Source organism: Caballeronia udeis, assembly GCF_001544555.2.
GTDB classification, from domain to species: Bacteria; Pseudomonadota; Gammaproteobacteria; order Burkholderiales; family Burkholderiaceae; genus Caballeronia; species Caballeronia udeis.
Window position 1 is genome coordinate 103943 of record NZ_FCOK02000014.1, and the last position, 15445, is coordinate 119387.

13 protein-coding genes are annotated in these 15445 nt (G+C 62.0%); 5 read left to right on the forward strand and 8 right to left on the reverse strand.

Going from position 1 to position 15445, the window contains the following annotated elements:
- The first annotated feature begins 17 nt into the window (after window positions 1-17).
- Window positions 18-1778, forward strand: coding sequence for a winged helix-turn-helix domain-containing tetratricopeptide repeat protein (locus AWB69_RS12965; protein WP_062085310.1), 1761 nt, complete (start codon window positions 18-20; stop codon window positions 1776-1778).
- A 107-nt stretch (window positions 1779-1885) separates the two neighbouring features.
- Here AWB69_RS12965 and AWB69_RS12970 read toward each other — a convergent pair whose 3' ends face one another.
- The 4 genes from AWB69_RS12970 to AWB69_RS12985 form a co-directional block, all read right to left on the reverse strand.
- Entirely contained in the window at window positions 1886-2140 is a 255-nt protein-coding gene (locus AWB69_RS12970; protein WP_062085311.1) for a hypothetical protein, read from the reverse strand.
- Between the two features lie 255 nt (window positions 2141-2395).
- The gene (locus AWB69_RS12975) at window positions 2396-3748 is read right to left on the reverse strand and encodes an MFS transporter (RefSeq protein ID WP_062085312.1); all 1353 of its coding nucleotides are present in this window, start codon (window positions 3746-3748) and stop codon (window positions 2396-2398) included.
- Between the two features lie 199 nt (window positions 3749-3947).
- Window positions 3948-4880: a BKACE family enzyme gene (locus AWB69_RS12980; protein ID WP_062085313.1), complete on the reverse strand. Its 933-nt coding sequence runs from the start codon at window positions 4878-4880 to the stop codon at window positions 3948-3950.
- Between the two features lie 47 nt (window positions 4881-4927).
- A complete protein-coding gene (locus tag AWB69_RS12985) occupies window positions 4928-5725 on the reverse strand; it encodes an SDR family oxidoreductase (RefSeq protein ID WP_062085314.1) in 798 nt (265 codons plus the stop codon).
- A 377-nt stretch (window positions 5726-6102) separates the two neighbouring features.
- On the opposite strand from AWB69_RS12985, the gene AWB69_RS12990 reads away from it, so the two are divergent.
- Entirely contained in the window at window positions 6103-6624 is a 522-nt protein-coding gene (locus AWB69_RS12990; protein WP_156528830.1) for a hypothetical protein, read from the forward strand.
- Between the two features lie 2 nt (window positions 6625-6626).
- Complete coding sequence (locus AWB69_RS12995) at window positions 6627-6977, forward strand: VOC family protein (RefSeq protein ID WP_062085315.1); 351 nt, start codon at window positions 6627-6629, stop codon at window positions 6975-6977.
- Between the two features lie 50 nt (window positions 6978-7027).
- Here AWB69_RS12995 and AWB69_RS13000 read toward each other — a convergent pair whose 3' ends face one another.
- Window positions 7028-7369: a hypothetical protein gene (locus AWB69_RS13000; RefSeq protein ID WP_062085316.1), complete on the reverse strand. Its 342-nt coding sequence runs from the start codon at window positions 7367-7369 to the stop codon at window positions 7028-7030.
- 476 nt (window positions 7370-7845) lie between these two features.
- On the opposite strand from AWB69_RS13000, the gene AWB69_RS13005 reads away from it, so the two are divergent.
- Together AWB69_RS13005 and AWB69_RS13010 are read left to right on the forward strand one after the other, a co-directional pair.
- Window positions 7846-10353, forward strand: a complete 2508-nt coding sequence (locus AWB69_RS13005) for a PAS domain-containing protein (protein WP_156528827.1) — start codon at window positions 7846-7848, stop codon at window positions 10351-10353.
- A gap of 260 nt (window positions 10354-10613) precedes the next feature.
- Window positions 10614-12629, forward strand: coding sequence for an AI-2E family transporter (locus AWB69_RS13010; protein ID WP_062085318.1), 2016 nt, complete (start codon window positions 10614-10616; stop codon window positions 12627-12629).
- Between the two features lie 157 nt (window positions 12630-12786).
- Here AWB69_RS13010 and AWB69_RS13015 read toward each other — a convergent pair whose 3' ends face one another.
- From AWB69_RS13015 to AWB69_RS13025, 3 genes are all read right to left on the reverse strand, one after another.
- The gene (locus tag AWB69_RS13015; RefSeq protein ID WP_062085319.1) at window positions 12787-13020 is read right to left on the reverse strand and encodes a hypothetical protein; all 234 of its coding nucleotides are present in this window, start codon (window positions 13018-13020) and stop codon (window positions 12787-12789) included.
- Window positions 13021-13095: 75 nt separating this feature from the next.
- On the reverse strand, window positions 13096-13896 hold the full coding sequence (locus AWB69_RS13020) for a 3-hydroxybutyrate dehydrogenase (RefSeq protein WP_062085320.1): 801 nt from the start codon (window positions 13894-13896) through the stop codon (window positions 13096-13098).
- A gap of 138 nt (window positions 13897-14034) precedes the next feature.
- Entirely contained in the window at window positions 14035-15435 is a 1401-nt protein-coding gene (locus tag AWB69_RS13025) for a GntP family permease (protein ID WP_062085321.1), read from the reverse strand.
- Between the last annotated feature and the right edge of the window lie 10 nt (window positions 15436-15445).

Consider the following 15445-nt stretch of genomic DNA (forward strand, 5'->3'; position numbering starts at 1 on the left):
TCTCGCTGGGAGGGCACATGAAGACGCAGGGAGCCATCAGGATCGGGAACATCGAGCTCGATGTGGAGCGCTACGAATTGCGCCGTGCGGGGCAGCACATCCGACTGGAACGCTTGCCTATGGAACTGCTGATTTTCATGGCATCGCGCGGCGGCGAACTGGTGACGCGCGCCGACATTGTCAGGGTGCTATGGAGCGGCAACGCGTTCCGTGACACCGACAACAGTATTAACACAGCGATCCGGAAAATCCGCATTGCGCTTGGTGAGAATCCCGACGACCCGAAGTATCTGCTTACTATCAAAGGCAAGGGGTATCGTCTCGACGGTGTGCGGACGTCGCCGGCGGAACCGCAAGCCGCCCCGCCCGCCGCCGTTCGCGTGCTGGTGCTGCCCTTTGAGAACAAGAGCGGTGACCTGAGCCAGGACGGTTTCTGCGATGCCCTCGCCGACGAGACCTCGGCCAATATCGGCGTGCTGCATGTCGACCAGATCAACGTCATCGCCAGGACCACCGCCGCGAGTTACCGGCGATCCAACAAGAGCATTGGGCAGATGGCGCATGAACTGGCGGTCGACTATGTCCTCGAAGGCTCGCTCACGCGGGAGGGCGGACGCGTTCGCGTTTTGGCGCAGCTTATTCGCTGCACCGATCAGACGCAGGTCTGGGGCCGCGCTTATGAGCCGGCGGCAAGCGGTTCGCTGGATATGCAGAAGGAGGTTGGCACCGCGCTGGCCCGGGACGTATTGCCGACGCTCGCGGAGCAGCAGCGGCGTATGCTGGCAAGGTGTCTGCCCCTCGATCCGGCGGCGCACGACGCCTACCTGCACGGAAGGTATTACTGGCTGCGCCGGGTTCATTTTCACCCGGGGTTCGCCGCGCATCACGGGCTGAGCGGCGAGGACTTCACGCGTGCGCTCGCTTATTTCGAGAACGCCATCGAGCGTGATCCGACTTACGCGCTCGGTTATGTCGGCTTGTCGAATATCTATGGATCGACCGTGACGCATGGCTTCTTCGTACCGTCGCAAGGTTATCCGAAAGCCAGGGAAACCGCGCATCGCGCGCTGGAACTGGACCCGGACCTTCCGGAAGCGCATCACGCAATGGCGGGCGTGCACTATTTCTACGACTGGGACTGGCGCAAGGCCGAGGCGGAATTTCTCGAAGCGCTGCGCCTGAATCCCAACCTCGCCGAAACCAGCCGCCTCTATGCGCGCCTGTTGATGTCGCTTGGGCGGGAGACGGAGGGGCGTGCGCAGTTCGAGCGTGCGGAGCGACTCGACCCGCTCACGTTCGAAGGCTCAAGGATCTTCGGGCTGGTACTGGCCGGACGGTACCAGGAGGTCACCAGGGAGTTTCTGACCGAGGGGCATGGCAACCGGTCGTCGCTGGTCTACCAGATGCTGTCGATCGCGTTCGAAGCGCAGGGCTCGTACAAGGAAGCGGTCGAAGCGACCGTCGAGGCGCTGACGCGTTGCAACGAGTTCGCCCGGGCAGAGTTGATCCGGACCGCGTGGGAAGCGGGCGGGCACGACGGGGTGCTTCAATGGTATCTGCAGGACTTGCTGGCGAGGCGGCAGAGGAGCTATACGTCGCCGTTGCTGTTTGCGGAGATCTACGCCCGGCTGGGACAGCCGGACGAAATGTTTCACTGGCTCGACATCGCGCTGGCAGAACGATCTTCCCGGCTGACCGAGCTGCGCACCAACGCGTGGTTCAATCGCTATCGGTCAACAGGGCGCTTTCGTAACGTAGAAAAGAGAATCGGCTATTGATGCATGGCGCCGCGAGCCTCGGCTTGGATTCCCGGCACGCTGAGCGCCTTGTTGAAACTCAGCGCGCCGGCTCGCCCCGTCATGCAGAACACGAGTCCATGCCGCGGTCACTGACCGTGATAGAGGTCCTGCAACCGGCTTTGTTCTCCGGATTGTTGTGAACGGAGCAGGTCTTGATAGACCTGTTGCCGCGTCAGGCCCATCGGTGCGCCTGCAGCGCTCCTTGACATGTCCGTCACGCCTCCAACGTCCTGAGCAGGCTGTACGGTCGCGGTTTCTGTGGTGGCTGGCTGAGCTTGCGCCCATGCCTGTCCGGCGACGAGGGCGACCGCGCATGCCGCCACGATTCTAAGCGTCTTCATGTTGATTTCTCCCAAAAGCCAAGATCGGTCCGGTCAGCAAGCCGCTGGCCGAAAAAGGCGATACCGGGAGGTTCAACGCTTGGGCGCTGCACAGTCGGGATCGCGTTTGGCCATGTTGCGGCGCCGCTGTAAGGAACTCCATCGACGCAAGATGAAGAAATCGTTAACGCGCTTCACGTGCCGACGCAATGCGATCGGGCGCGATGTAAAAGGGTTAGGGACGCTAACGATATCCATGGGCCAGTCGGCCACGACTTAGTGTGATTCCGCCAGCGGTGGCCTGCCATCGGCGGACTTCACGCGGTCCTCGGCGCCGTGACGCAACCGCAGGCTGCATAGCGCGGCAATAAATAGTGCCCCTGCAAGGGTCCCAAGGCCGTTCATGGGGTTCCCGGTCGACTGCTCGATCATTCCCATGACCGTGGGTCCCACGAAGCCTCCCAGCAAGCCGCATGAGTTGACCAGCGCCAGGCCGCCGGCCAGCGCCGGGCCGTTGAAGCGCGACGACGGAAACGTGAAGATGATCGATTGCACGACAAAAAACATGAACGCCGACAGGCACACGCCAAGCAGTCCGATGACCGGCGTTGAATACGCGGCGATCACGAGGCCGGCCGCCATCACGACCAACCCGCCGGTCAGGATTTGCCGGCTGCGTGAAGACGTGCTGGCAAAGCGCGGCAGCGTCGCGGCGCCAATAGCCGCAGCGATCCACGGCAAGGCTGTCAGCACGCCGATGACAAACGGCGAAAAATGCCCCGATGCACCAATGATGCCCGGCAAAAAGAAGATGGTCGTGTAGATGGTGAGCTGATGGCAGAAGTATACGAAGATCGCGAGCCACACCTGTTTGTCGCCTATCACGCTGCGCAGCGAGTGGCTGCCGCGGCCGCCGCTTGCCTGGCTTTCGCGTTCAGCCGCGAGGCGGCGTTCAAGCCCGTCGGCCTGTTCCTTCGACAACCATCGCGCTGACGCAGGTCCGTCCGGCAGCACCTTCCACACGACGAACGCCAGCAACACGGCAGGCAGTCCTTCGATCACGAACAGCCATTGCCAGCCGTGCCAGCCAAGCAGGCCGTCGAGTTCGAGCAACGCACCGCCAAGCGGTCCGCCCACGATGTTGGCCAGACACACGCCAAGCAGGAAATAGCCGGTGGCGCGTGCCCGTTCCTCGCGATTGAACCAGTAGGTGAGGTACAGCATCACGCCGGGAAACAAGCCGGCTTCGGCGGCGCCGAGCAGCAGGCGCAGCACGTAGAACGATGTCTCGCCACGGACGAACGCCATCGCAATGGAGAGCAGGCCCCAGGTAATCATGATCCGCGTGATCCAGAGGCGTGCGCCTACCCGATGCATGATCAGGTTGCTGGGGATTTCAAGGAGCGCATACGAAAGGAAAAATAAACCTGCGCCGAGCCCATAGGCGGCAGCGGACAGGCCCAGGTCCACGCTCATGGAATGCTTGGCGAGCGCAATATTCGTACGGTCGAGAAAGCTGATCACATACACGATGACAAGCAGCGGCATCAGCTTGCGGATCATCAACTGCGTGACGGCCGCGTGCGCGAGTGGTGCGGCGGTCTGCGGTTTTGCTTGAGGTCTTGACATGGGAAACTCCGATCAGGATCGACGGGACGCCGGGCGTCCGGGGAACAAGCGTTGCTCGCCTGGCGTGCATGGGGCATGCACATCCGGACCGCGCTCAAGCGGCCGCTTGCCGCCGGTGTGTTTTCCTTCGATCCGCATCGTCGTTGTCTCCTGCTGATTTTTTTGTTGTAAAGCGTGTAAAAGCCCGGTGAAACCCGGCTCAGAAATTCACGTTGTCGGCGCCCTTGAGTCCGAGCATGGCGCGGGCTTCCTGCGGCGTCGCGACCTCCAGCGACAGCCCTTCAATCACCTGCCGGATCTTTCGCACCTGCGCAGCGCTCGATTCAGCCAACTGTCCGGGCCCGATCCACAGCGAATCCTCAAGGCCCACGCGAACGTTCGCGCCTTGTGCTACGCCTAGCGTTGCAAGCGGAATCTGGTTGCGGCCGGCGCCGAGGATCGACCAGACGTAATCCTTGCCGAACAGCCGATCCGCGGTGCGGCGCATATGCATCAGGTCTTCCGGGTGCGCGCCGATACCGCCCAGCAAGCCGAATACGCTCTGGATAAAAAACGGCGGTTTGGCGAGCTGGCGTTCGACGAAATGCGCGAGGTTGTACAGATGCGAAATGTCGTAGCACTCGAACTCGAAGCGCGTGCCGTTCGCGCCGCAAGAAGTCAGGATGAACTCGATGTCCTTGAACGTATTCTTGAAGACCAGGTCGCGGCTGTTGGCGAGGTGCTGGCGCTCCCAGTCGTGCTTGAGGTCCTTGAACCGGTCGAGCATGGGATACAGGCCGAAGTTCATCGAGCCCATGTTCAGTGATGCTATTTCCGGCTTGAAATGATGGGCGGGCCGAAGCCGTTCTTCCACGCTCATGTGCGGACTGCCGCCGCTGGTCAGGTTGATGACCGCGTTGGTGTTCGCCTTGATGCGCGGCAAGAATTCCGAGAACACCGCCGGGTCCTGCGTCGGCCGGCCATCCTTCGGATCGCGAGCGTGCAGATGCAGGATCGCGGCGCCGGCCTCGGCGGCGGCCAGCGCGGCATCGCCAATTTCCTGCGGCGTGACCGGCAGGTATGGGGACATTGACGGCGTGTGGATGGCGCCTGTCGGCGCGCAGGTAATGATGACTTTGCGAGTTGAAGCCAAGGTGAATTCCTTTGCGAATGAGGAGTGCGAATGAGTGATTCAGCGCGTCAGAGCACTTCGACGTTGCCGCACACGGAGATGGACTGGCCGGAGATGCCGCTGCCGCCCGGCGAACACAGGAACAGGGCGGTTGCCGCGATTTCCTCTTGCGTCGTCATGCGGCGCAACGAGATCTTTTCCAGGTACTTCGCTTCCATCTCGGGGTAGGACAAACCGAGCTGCTCGGCGCGCGCCGCAATGACGCGCTCCATGCGGGGTCCGCGCACAATGCCCGGCTGGATCGTGTTGACGCGAATGCCGTGCGGTCCCAGTTCGATCGCGAGGCTCTTGGTGAGGCCGACCAGCGCCCATTTGGTGGCGGAATAAGGCGTGCGGAATGCATAACCGAGCCTTCCCGCCACCGAAGACATCGAGATGATCGAGCCGCCGTCCGCGGATTTCCTGAGCAGCGGCACCGCGAGGCGCGCGAAGTAGAACTGTGCGTTCAGATTGATCGCGACGGTCTGTTCCCACTGCTCCACATCCATCTCGTCGATACCGCCAGTCGGCCCCGCAATCCCCGCGTTATTGAGCAGCACATCGAGGCCGCCGAGCTTGCTTTCCACCTCGGCGAAGACGCGGGCCACAGCAGTTTTATCGGCAACGTCCGCGTGTGTGGTGGAAATGGCTTCATTGGCTGGGTCCGCTCGCAGCGTGTCGAGCGCCTGCTGGCTTGCGTCGCAGACATGCACGCGGGCGCCCGTTTCGGCAAAGGCACGGGCGATGACCAGACCGATGCCCGAACCACCGCCGGTCACCAATACGCGCAAGCCCGAACGCGGTTGAAGCATGTTTAGAACGCTCATTACTCTTCCTCTGCAGTCATGGTTCGGGCGACGTCAGGCAGTCCCGCGCCGCTCCATTAAATTAGCCATGCTAATTATTACGTCAGCTACCCGACGTTCCAGGGTCGCGGGCATTCACGACGGGGACGCGCCGACCGCGCCGTATCGTCGATAAAACTAACTGTGATGTGTGATCACACTTGAGGGCAAGTTTGGTCGCTGCCGGGAAGAATGTCAACGCGGAGCGACTTAGGGAAAACGCTGAAGGATGCCGGCTGGAAAGTCCCTGGAGGGCGCAGGATCGTGTGCTGAGACGCGCTTTCGCCGGCCTGACTCCATCGGTTATATTCGTCAAGACGTTTGGCGCAACCGCTCAGGAACCGCTTCAGGCCAAGACTATGGGACCGTTCATCCGGCGCTGTGCATGGTGTTTGCTGGCATCGATAGCGAGCCAGCCGGCGCTTGCCGATGACCTGCGCAGCAACCGCGGAAACGATCCGTTTTTCCGGATCTCCAAAGCGATACCGCAGTGCCCGGCACCTTTGGGGCCAATGGAGACGGAGCAGGAATGGCAAAGCGAAGCGCACTACCGGATCGAACGGGGCAATAGCTGCTGGGTGGAGGGGCGCTGCAGGTTGTCCAACTCGTATCGCTACGATGCCGAGATCGCCGAAGCGGTTCAGCGTCGGCTCAGCACGATCAATATGGCCACGCATTGGCGCGAGCAATCGTCGTTATGGTTGATGTTGCAGCGCAGGTTTATCTACGTGCAAGGTTGTGTGTTGCCCAGCTTCGATAAGGATAAGTTCCTGTCCGAACTCGCGAAAACGGCGGACGTGGACAAGGTTATCGACAACACGACCACCCATCCTGAGGCGAAGCCCTTACCGTATGTACCCGAAAGCCAGGCGAGGAGGTAAAGATGAAGGTCAAGCGAATAGTCGCCAACATCGGCACGCAAGACGTGGCTCAAGCCCGGCGGTTCTATCAGGACGTGCTGGGTCTGGACCTGCTGATGGACCACGGCTGGATTCAGACGTTTGGTTCCGATGTGAACATGAGCGTCCAGGTCAGCGTGGCGTCGCAAGGCGGGTCAGGCACGCCGGTGCCTGACCTGTCGATTGAAGTGGATGACGTGGACGCCGCCTTCAATCGCATGAAAGAAGCGGGTTTCCCGATTGAATACGGACCCGCCAATGAACCCTGGGGCGTTCGGCGTTTCTACGTCCGCGATCCGTTCGGCAAGCTCGTCAACGTGCTTGCACACGCGTGAACTGACTGCCTGCGCGAAGTACCGTGGTTTTCAACGTCGAACCGTACGACCTAATACCCCTGAGGCACATTCGATTTGTTCCCCGCCAGCGGCGAGCCATAACCACCGCTTTGCGTGTTATTAGGCAAGCCGTTGATCAACTGCGCACGCGGATCGGTCGGATTCAGGTTCAGCTCGCCCGCTTGCTGATTGCCGTGCGTCGGATACTCGCTGCCAAGCGGCGCATTCGGCATCAATTTCGTGCTGTTAGCCGGTGCGTGCATGTCGTCGTTGGGGCTCAAACCCATGCTCATGCCCATGCTTTGCGCATAGACAGCGTGAGCGGCGAACGACGTGGCGAGCACCGCGGCGGATATTGATAAAACGCGTTTCGATTTAACAATGAGGGTCATGACTGAACTCGCTGAGTGGGTGGGATTTTCGTGTCCTTGCCGCCTTATCGCGTCAATCAGGCACGCGTTTTTTGTGGTGTCAAAACAGTGTCGAGAGAGCGTCGGAAACGCGCGATTTCACGTCAATGTGCGGGTCGCGTCGCTTGTTCGCCTTCTTTAGCTTAGCCTCGCGCTTGGGCCGCTCATCGATAATTTTTGCGCGGGTCCTGTTCTTCAGTTTTTTCCATCGAATTTGCAGAGATTGATACAGGGTGACTCCACAGCCATTACAAATCCATTGCGCATGCGCGTTATTTCAATCCCTCCAATCTCGCACGATGCATGCCGCGGACCTAAAACATAATCTGGATGGGGGCAATAGGCGCACTACGTGAAGGCGTAATTTTGCAAACCGGAACGTAGGCATACCGAGTGCTAAGATTTGGAACATTTCGCTCGTCGCGCGCTGCCTGACTGACCGGCTTTTGCTTCCGACCATGCAACAACCCCTGTTGTTTTCCACGCTGAACCAGCTCGAATTCGAGCGGGCCGTGCTCGGGCGCGTCGTTGCAGGCATGCCGCTGCGCGAGGTGCTCGAGCACGTGGTTCGTCGCGTGGAAAACCGCTCTGAACAGCCGTTGCGGGCCTCCGTGCTGCTTGTCGATGTCACGGGGAAGCGCCTTGTCCACGGCGCCGCGCCGAGTTTGCCCGACGACTACAACCGCATTGTGGACGGCCTCGAATTCGGGCCGCTCATGGGGTCGTGCGGGGCGGCGGCGTTCCGGGGCGAGCCGGTGATCGTGGAAGATATCCAGACCGACCCGGTCTGGGCGGCTTTCCGCGATATCGCCCGCCAGTATGACCTGCGCTCCTGCTGGTCCATGCCCATACGCGCGGCCGATGGCCGCCTGCTCGGCACCTTCGCCAACTATTACGCTGTGCCGAAAGCGCCGTCGCGAGAGGAGCTGGACGACATCGCGCAAGTGGCGAGCGTCACGGCGCTCGCCATTGAACGCCATGCGAGCGACCGGGCGTTGCGCGAAAGCGAAGAGCGTCTGCGCATTGCACAGCAGGCGGGCGGGATCGGCACCTTCGAGATGTTTCCGCATAGCGGGCGCCTGGCGGTATCCGAAGAGCTGTGCTGGCAATGGGGTTTGACGCCGCGTCATGAGTACCATCTCGACGACCTGCTGGAACTCGTGCATCCCGATGACCGCGACCGCGTGCGCGCGGGTCATCTCCACACGCCTGCCGGTGCGCTCGATTATCTCGAGTACCGGATTCGCCGCCCGGACAACGGCGAGGAGCGCTGGATGGCGCGCCGTGGCGAGGCGATTGAAGACAGCGCGGGCGGCTTGCGTTATCTGGGCGTGACTTACGACATCACCGGGCACAAGCGCTTCGAAGAACGCCTGCGGGTGAGCGAGGCGCAATTGCGGCGCCTGAACGATTCGCTGGCCGCCGAAGTCGACGCCCGCACCCGCGAGCGCAACAGCATCTGGCGCAACTCGCGCGACCTGTTCATTGTCGCGAGCAGTGCGGGCGTGCTGCGCGCCGTCAATCCGGCCTGGACCGACATTCTCGGCTTTCGCGAGGACGAACTGATCGGCAAGTCTTTCGCGGAAATCGTGCATCCCGACGACGTGGAAGCCACCGAAGCCGCGCTGCTGTCGGCGTCGCGGTCGGGACCGGTACGGTTTGAGAACCGCAACCGCCACAAGGACGGATCGTACCGGTGGGTATCGTGGGTCGCCGCGCCCGAAGGCGACACGCTCTACGGCAACGGCCGCGACGTCACCAGCGAAAAGGAAACCCAGCGGGCGCTTCAACAAACCGAGGAAGCGTTGCGCCAGGCGCAGAAAATGGAGGCGCTCGGGCAACTGACGGGGGGAATTGCGCACGATTTCAACAATCTCCTGCAGGGCATCACGGGACCGCTCGAACTGATTCGCCGATACACCCAGCTCGGCCGCACGAACGACATCGACCGGTTCATTTCAATGGCGACCGGTGCAGCCAACCGGGCGGCATCGCTCACCCATCGGCTGCTGGCGTTTTCGCGGCGCCAGCCGCTCGACCCCAAGCCGGTGAACGCGAACGAACTGCTGCATTCCATCGACGATCTGCTCAAGCGCACGATGGGCGAGGCGATCGAGACACGCGTCGTGCCGAACCCGCATCTCTGGCTCACGCGCTGCGACACGAACCAGCTTGAAAACGCGCTGCTGAATTTTGCGATCAATGCGCGCGACGCCATGCCGGAAGGCGGCCGCCTGACCCTTGAAACCGACAACGTGGAACTCGGCCACGACTTTGCCGCGTGCCATCCCGATGTGACCCCGGGGTCTTACGTGGTGGTATCGGTGTCGGACACGGGCGCGGGCATGCCCGCTGACGTCAAGGCACGCGCCTTCGATCCGTTCTATACAACCAAACCGCTGGGCCAGGGCACGGGGCTGGGGTTATCGATGGCTTACGGGTTTGCGAAACAGTCGGGCGGGATTGCAACAATCGATAGCGCGCCCCACGCCGGCACCACGATCCGGTTGTACCTGCCGCGCTTTTCCGGTGACGCCTGCGAGCAGGAAATCGCGAGCGAACTCAACGACGCGCATCGGGCGGCCGGGCGGCACGCGATCCTGGTGGTGGAAGACGACGCGTCCGTGCGTGAACTCGTGTGCGAGATCCTGCGCGATCTGGATTACAAGGTGCTCGAAGCCTTCGACGGCCCATCCGGACTGGCTATCCTGAACTCGCATGCGAGAATCGACTTGCTGGTCACCGACGTCGGGCTTCCCGGGCTGAACGGCCGGCAACTGGCGGACGCCGCGCGGGCGACGCGGCCCAGGCTGAGAGTGTTGTTCATGACGGGTTATGCCGAAGCGGCTACCCGGACGAATGGTTTCCTCGATACCGGCATGGAAATGATTACCAAGCCGTTCACGCTCGAATCCATGGCAAGCCGGATCCGCAGGATGGTCACGCTGGGCGCGCTGGACGACTGACCGTTACGGCATGACCCGTGCTCCCGTAAAGGCTCACTTTGCTGCTCCTGTATTGACTCACCTTTCGGTGCAAATGGCACGTCGCTTGCTGCGACTACACAACATTCCTTCGATACCCGAGCTGCCGGACACTGGCTTGCGGCCGTCGAGACCGAAAACGTACGCGTGCCACAATCCCGCTCAGGGTGGCGAGTGCGTTATTGCCTGCAATCCCGCGCTGTTCCTTATGTCCTTACGCCGTTATCAATGAGAACGATGTCATGAATCCAGATCCCGTGCCCCGCCGGCCGTTAGCCGCGGTCTTGCCACCCGAAGCACCGGGGTTGCGGACGCTGACATCGTTGGTTATCGGCGTGGTCGTGATTTGCGCACTGTATTTCGGCCGCGCGGTGCTGATTCCGATCATCCTTGCCATTTTGCTGAGCTTCCTCGTCGCGCCGTTCGTCGACTTGTTACGGCGGCTGAAGTTCGGACAGGTGCCGTCGGTGATCGTGGCGGTGCTGACGGCGTTGGCGGTACTGACCGCCGTGGGTGCGCTGATCGGTGCCCAAGTGGCGCAATTGGCGGGTGACCTGCCGCAGTACCAGGTCACGGTGGAACGCAAGATCGACGCCGTGCAGCAGAAGACGATCGGCCGGGCAGACGAGTTTCTGGGCAAGACCGCGGCAGCGCTCAAGCGTTTTTCGCCGAATCGCCAGGACGAGATTCGCAAGAGCGAAGAGAACCCCGCCGCCTCGCCCATTGATTCACCCATGCCGGTTGAAGTCCACGAACCGTCGCCGTCGCCCGTGGAGCTAGCGCAGCGGTTTTTATCGCCGGTGATCAGTCCGTTGGAAACCACCGGCATTGTGCTCGTGGTCGCCATCTTTATCCTGCTGCAGCGTGGCGATCTCCGCGACCGGCTGATCCGGTTGTTCGGTTCGCGCGATCTTCACCGGGCCACCACCGCCATGGACGAAGCCGCGCGCCGGCTGTCCCGCTATTTTCTCGCGCAGCTCGGCATCAACATGGGCGTGGGCGTTGTCATCTCGATCGGGCTGGCGATCATCGGCGTACCCGGCGCGTTGCTGTTCGGCGTGCTCACCGGCTTGCTGCGTTTCGTGCCGTACGTGGGCACCTGGATCGCGGCGCTGCTGGCCGTGGTGTTCGCAGCGGCAGTCGGACCCGGCTGGTCGATGATGATCTGGACCATGGTCCTGTTCGGTGTGACGGACGTGGTGGCGGGGCAGGTGGTCGAACCGCTGTTGTACGGACACAGCACCGGGCTTTCGCCGTTCGCGGTGATTGTCGCGGCGATTTTCTGGAGCTGGATCTGGGGACCGATCGGGTTGGTTCTGTCGACGCCGCTGACCTTGTGCCTGGTGATTCTCGGGCGGCATGTGGACCGGCTCGAATTCCTCGATGTGCTGTTCGGCGACCGTCCAGCGCTGACGCCGGCGGAGAATTTTTATCAGCGGCTGCTGGCCAACGATCCCGATGAAGCGCTCGTGCAGGCGGAGTCGCTGTTGAAGGAGCGTTCGCTCAGCGCGTATTACGACGAGGTCGCGCTGGAAGGTTTGCGAATCGCGCACAACGACGTGTTGCGCGGGGTGGTGACGACGGATCAGTTGAGGCGCATCAACGAGTCGGCGATGGATATTGTCGAAGGGCTCGAGGAAGTAGAGGACGTGGTGATGGCGGTCAGGCAGGAAGAGGAGCCGCCGGCCAGCCTGGAGATGTCCGATCGCGAAGCCGGCGTCGTGCACGAAGCGCCGCCGTCTCACTTCGATGCCGCCCTTGAAGGCCACACGGCGTCCGTGCTGTGTATTGCCGGGCGGGGTGTGCTCGACGATCTCGCGGCGACTATCGCTGTGCAACTGTTCCGGAAGCACGGTTTGGGCGCGGATCTGGCGCCTTACGAGCGCTTTTCCCGCACGCGCTTCGACGACGTCGACCTGACGGGCGTGTCGCTGATCTGCGTGATTTCGTTCGATGCCGCCGAATCACCGCCGTATTTGCGCAATTTGCTGCGGCGTCTGCATCAGCGGGCGGCGACGGCTGACTTGATCGTGGGGCTTGTGCTGCCTGACAGCACGCTGGAAGGCGAGGCTGTGATTCGCAAGACCTCGGCGGCTACGTCGTTCAAGGAGTTGGTCGAAGGGTGCGTGGCGGCAGCGCGGTGTCAGTCGACCGATGGCATTTCATGGGAGGGACTGAATCCGCCCGACAAGCTTGTGTCAGGCGAGGTCGAAAGCGCCAGGAAGGAGCCCGTGGTGCCGGTGTTGCGGGGAGCTTGAGGGTTTCGTTCGCACCGTGGGGGGGCGGCTGCCGGCCGGGCATTCCGGGTGCGAACGAATCAAATCCCGGATCGGCCTGGCGGTGGCCTGGTGTTGGCTTGGTATTGGCCTGACCGTTGGCAGAATCCGGACCGCGCCCGCCCGGGCGCAAACCCTTCTAGCGATTGCCGTCGAACAGGTCGTTCAACATGGTGTCGAACGCCGCCTGCGCTTCCTCCAGCTCCTGAAGCGCGGCGTCGAAGGTCTGCAATGCCATCTGTGACGGCCGGCCGTCACCCTTGGGCGGGAAGTGCCCCTGCAACGCCGTGAACGCGGTCTGCACCTGCCGCGTGGCATTGACAATGCGCTCCATCGCCTGCGCTTCTTCTGTTCGATTGTGTTCGGCCGTCATCGGAGTCTCCGTTCTACGAACCCCGATAGTACCAACGGTTGCCACAGGGGGCACGCCTCCCGCTCATCGCCAATCTCACTGCGACGTCCACCCGCCATCAATCTGCAGCGCTGCGCCGCGCATTTCATCGGCGCCGTCCGAGCACAGGAACACCGCCAGCTTGCCGATCTGTTCCGGCGTGACGAATTGTTCCGACGGCTGTTTCTCTCCCAGCAACTTCGAGCGCGCGGCGTCCGGCGAAATGTTGTCGCGTGTGGCGATATCGTCGATCTGCTTTTGCACCAGCGGCGTCAGCACGAATCCCGGGCAGATCGCATTCACCGTCACGCCGGTGCGCGCGTTTTCAAGCGCGGCCACCTTCGTCAACCCGACAATGCCGTGCTTCGCCGCCACATAAGCCGATTTCCCCACCGATCCCACCAGCCCATGCGCGGAAGCCACGTTGATCACGCGGCCCCAGCCGTTGTCGCGCATCTTCGGCAAGGCCACGCGCATGGTATGGAACGCCGAGCTCAGGTTGATCGCGATGATCGCGTCCCACTTGTCGACGGGGAATGTATCGATGGTTGCAACGTGCTGGATGCCCGCGTTGTTCACGAGCACATCAACGGCGCCGAATTGCTCGATGGCGAAAGCGATCATCGCTTCGATCTCGGCGGACTTCGACATATCCGCGCCGTGATGCACAGCCTTCACGCCGTGCTGTTCGATTTGCGCGATGGCGCCCTGGATGACAGTGGCGTCGCCGAAGCCGTTCAACACGAGATTCGCGCCGGCTTGCGCCAGGGCGGTTGCAATTCCAAGGCCGATGCCGCTCGTCGATCCGGTGACGAGTGCGGTTTTGCCGGCGAGCGGTGCTGCTGCGGATGAGGTCATGCGGGGAGTCCTGTCGAAGACGAATGGGGAGGGGGTTGCCGGGAAGTTTGCCAGATGCGGATGAGGGATGGCGGTTTGCATCGGCGGCTTTTAACGGGAAGCCGCCGATGCAAAAGCAAAACCAAAAACCTGAAAACCCTAAACCAGCCCGGTCGTGTAGTACACCGCGATCACGAAAAACACCGCCAGCGTCTTGATGATCGTCACGGCGAAGATGTCGCGATACGACTCCCTGTGCGTCAACCCGGTGACGGCCAGCAACGTGATCACCGCGCCGTTATGCGGCAGCGTGTCCATGCCACCGCTTGCCATTGCGACCACGCGATGCAGCACGTCCAGCGGAATGTGCGCCGCTTCAGCGCCCTTGATGAACGTGTCGGACATGGCAGCCAGCGCGATGCTCATGCCGCCCGACGCCGAGCCTGTGATGCCTGCCAGCGAACTCACCGAGACAGCCGCGTTCACGAGCGGATTCGGGATGCTCTTGAGCGCATCGCTGACCACGATAAACCCGGGCAATGCCGCAATCACGCCGCCGAAACCATACTCCGACGCGGTGTTCAATGAGGCGAGCAATGCACCGCCGACCGCCGCTTTCGTTCCCACCGCAAAGCGTTCGCGTACGCGTCCGAAAGCCGTCAATACAACCAGCAGGATGCCGAGCAGCAGCGCCCCCTCCACGGCCCAGATCGCGACAACCGATTTGATTGGCGTGACAACTGGCGCGTGTATGCCCGGCAGCACGTTGGCGGCCACCGAATAACTATCGCCGTACCAGACCGGGATCAGCTTGGTCAGCACGAAGTTCGCGACGCCAACCAGCAACAGCGGCGCAACCGCGAGCAGTGGATTCGGCAAATGCGTGCTTTCCATGCGTTCCGGCTCGTTCACGAGCGACGTGCCGTAGCCTTCACCTGTCGCCATCACTGAACGGCGGCGCCATTCGAGGAACGTCAGCCCGACCACGACAATGAACAGTGAGCCGATAGTGCCGAGCCACGGCGCTGCCCAACCGGTCGTCTTGAAGAAGGTCGTCGGGATGATGTTCTGGATCTGCGGCGTGCCCGGCAGCGAATCCATGGTGAAGGAGAACGCGCCGAGTGCAATGGCGCCGGGCATCAGCCGCTTCGGGATATTGCTCTGCCGGTACATTTCAGCGGCGAACGGATAAACCGCGAACACGACCACGAACAGCGACACACCGCCATAGGTGAGCAACGCGCACACAGCGACGATCACCGCATTGACTCGTGTCTTGCCGATGTATCGAATGGCGGCGGCCACGATGGATTCGGAGAATCCCGACAATTCGACCACTTTGCCGAACACCGCGCCGAGCAGGAACACGGGGAAATACAGCTTCACGAAACCGACCATCTTCTCCATGAAGATGCCGGAGAACACCGGCGCGACGGCGGCGGGATCGGTTAGCAGCACGGCGCCGAGGGCAGCGAGCGGCGCCACCAGGATCACGCTGTATCCGCGATACGCGGCCAGCATGAGAAACGCCAGGGCGGCGAGGACGATGATGAACGACATTAAGTCTCCG

Excerpts from the sequence above, each read along its gene's own strand:
- AWB69_RS12995 (WP_062085315.1), top strand. The coding sequence starts at position 6,627 with ATGAAGGTCAAGCGAATAGTCGCCAACATCGGCACGCAAGACGTGGCT.
- AWB69_RS12985 (WP_062085314.1), bottom strand. The coding sequence starts at position 5,725 with ATGAGCGTTCTAAACATGCTTCAACCGCGTTCGGGCTTGCGCGTATTG.
- AWB69_RS13025 (WP_062085321.1), bottom strand. The coding sequence starts at position 15,435 with ATGTCGTTCATCATCGTCCTCGCCGCCCTGGCGTTTCTCATGCTGGCC.
- AWB69_RS13005 (WP_156528827.1), top strand. The coding sequence starts at position 7,846 with ATGCAACAACCCCTGTTGTTTTCCACGCTGAACCAGCTCGAATTCGAG.
- AWB69_RS13010 (WP_062085318.1), top strand. The coding sequence starts at position 10,614 with ATGAATCCAGATCCCGTGCCCCGCCGGCCGTTAGCCGCGGTCTTGCCA.
- AWB69_RS12975 (WP_062085312.1), bottom strand. The coding sequence starts at position 3,748 with ATGTCAAGACCTCAAGCAAAACCGCAGACCGCCGCACCACTCGCGCAC.
- AWB69_RS12990 (WP_156528830.1), top strand. The coding sequence starts at position 6,103 with ATGGGACCGTTCATCCGGCGCTGTGCATGGTGTTTGCTGGCATCGATA.
- AWB69_RS12965 (WP_062085310.1), top strand. The coding sequence starts at position 18 with ATGAAGACGCAGGGAGCCATCAGGATCGGGAACATCGAGCTCGATGTG.
- AWB69_RS13000 (WP_062085316.1), bottom strand. The coding sequence starts at position 7,369 with ATGACCCTCATTGTTAAATCGAAACGCGTTTTATCAATATCCGCCGCG.
- AWB69_RS12970 (WP_062085311.1), bottom strand. The coding sequence starts at position 2,140 with ATGAAGACGCTTAGAATCGTGGCGGCATGCGCGGTCGCCCTCGTCGCC.
- AWB69_RS13020 (WP_062085320.1), bottom strand. The coding sequence starts at position 13,896 with ATGACCTCATCCGCAGCAGCACCGCTCGCCGGCAAAACCGCACTCGTC.
- AWB69_RS13015 (WP_062085319.1), bottom strand. The coding sequence starts at position 13,020 with ATGACGGCCGAACACAATCGAACAGAAGAAGCGCAGGCGATGGAGCGC.